Below are 1,288 nucleotides of genomic sequence, written 5' to 3'. Positions count from 1 at the left end.
CCGGCCTCAAGCGCGCGGTCGACCTGACCTGCGCGGGTGGCGCGCTGCTCATCCTCGCGGCACTGATCACGGTCGGGGGTGCGCTGGTATGAGCGATCAGCCCCCGACCGGTCTGACCTGGATCCTGATCCTGGTCAGCTCGCTCGCCTCCCTCGCCGCTTCGGTCAGTGCCCTGCTCTGGGGCAAGCCGTGGCTGGTGGCGGTGGCCGCTGTCTTCTTCGCCGTGCAGCTCATCGGCTGGCGGCGCCACGCACGCCAAAGGGGTGACGCCGCATGAACCGCACAGGAAAGATCCTCCTGATCATGGCTCTGGTCGCGGTGGTCGGCATGGCGTTCCGGGTGTCGTGGAATGCGTTGCGGGACATCGCCAACGCGGTGGGTGCCGACGCCACGGCCGCGACGCTGTACCCGTTCGTGGTCGATGGGTTGATGGCGCTCGCCCTGGTCGCCACCCTCGTGCTCGCCGGACGGGATCGGACGTTCGCGCTACGGGTGCTGGGCACCTACACCGGCGCCTCGCTGGTCCTGAACTACGTGCACGGCCTGGTTCCCGAACTGCACGGCCGTACGGTCGACTGGGGGCGCCTGGCCGACTGGGACCCCGCGAACTGGGCGCTGGTGTTGCTGGCCACGTCGTTGCCGGTCGGGTCGATCTACTTCGGCTCCGACCTGGTCGCCAAGGTTCTGCACCACCGCCCCGCCCCGATCGAGCAGCCGACCGCGAATGCGGAGGAATCTACCGAGACCGACATGAAACGGTCTACGGCTGACCTGCCCGTATCGACCCCCGCGCCGATCAACCCGAACGTGGTGGCGCTGCCCCGGCCGGTGCCGGTCGGGTTCGTGAAGTCGACCGTCCCGACGAAGCCGCTTCCCTCGATCGCTCCGACTCCGGTCGTACCGATCGAACGGCGCCCGGTGGCTGCCGAGTCGGCCCGGCCACGCCGCGCCACGGGACGCGTTCCGGCGGTGGCGAAGTCGACCCGGCCCAAGCGCACTCCGGAACAGTTGCTTGCCGAAGCACGGGCGGCAACGGCGGATTGGCCGGACGCGAAGGTGACCGGCGAGGGCATCCGCCGCGCCATCCGCACCTCGCCGGCCAACGCCCGCTCGCTGCGGGACACGCTGCTGGCCGAGCGGAACGGCGGTACACGACCGGGGCCGGTGGCGGCATGACCGGGTTGCGGATCGGTTCCGTGTGCACCGGTTACGGCGGCCTGGACATGGCCGTGCAGGCCGTGTTCGGCGGCTCGCTGGCGTGGGTGGCGGACAACGACCCCGGCGCGAG

Annotated in this window: 2 protein-coding genes; both read left to right on the top strand. The window is 70.7% G+C overall.

Going from position 1 to position 1,288, the window contains the following annotated elements:
* Positions 1-88: 88 nt before the first annotated feature.
* A complete protein-coding gene (locus tag AC07DI_RS37520; protein ID WP_478909459.1) occupies positions 89-277 on the top strand; it encodes a hypothetical protein in 189 nt (62 codons plus the stop codon).
* Positions 274-1,176 carry a DUF2637 domain-containing protein gene (locus AC07DI_RS37515; RefSeq protein ID WP_478909457.1) on the top strand — a complete coding sequence of 301 codons (903 nt, stop codon included), beginning with the start codon at positions 274-276 and terminating at the stop codon, positions 1,174-1,176. The genes AC07DI_RS37520 and AC07DI_RS37515 overlap by 4 nt, the downstream gene beginning before the upstream one ends.
* The last annotated feature ends 112 nt before the right edge of the window (positions 1,177-1,288 follow it).

The sequence above is a fragment of the Streptomyces sp. NPDC044106 genome (genome assembly GCF_056433985.1).
Note: the sequence above shows the minus strand (reverse complement) of the source record. Positions and strands in the feature narration are given on the sequence as shown.

What these genes read in the sequence shown, in the direction of transcription:
- AC07DI_RS37515 (WP_478909457.1), top strand. Translation starts at nt 274, where the DNA reads ATGAACCGCACAGGAAAGATCCTCCTGATCATGGCTCTGGTCGCGGTG.
- AC07DI_RS37520 (WP_478909459.1), top strand. Translation starts at nt 89, where the DNA reads ATGAGCGATCAGCCCCCGACCGGTCTGACCTGGATCCTGATCCTGGTC.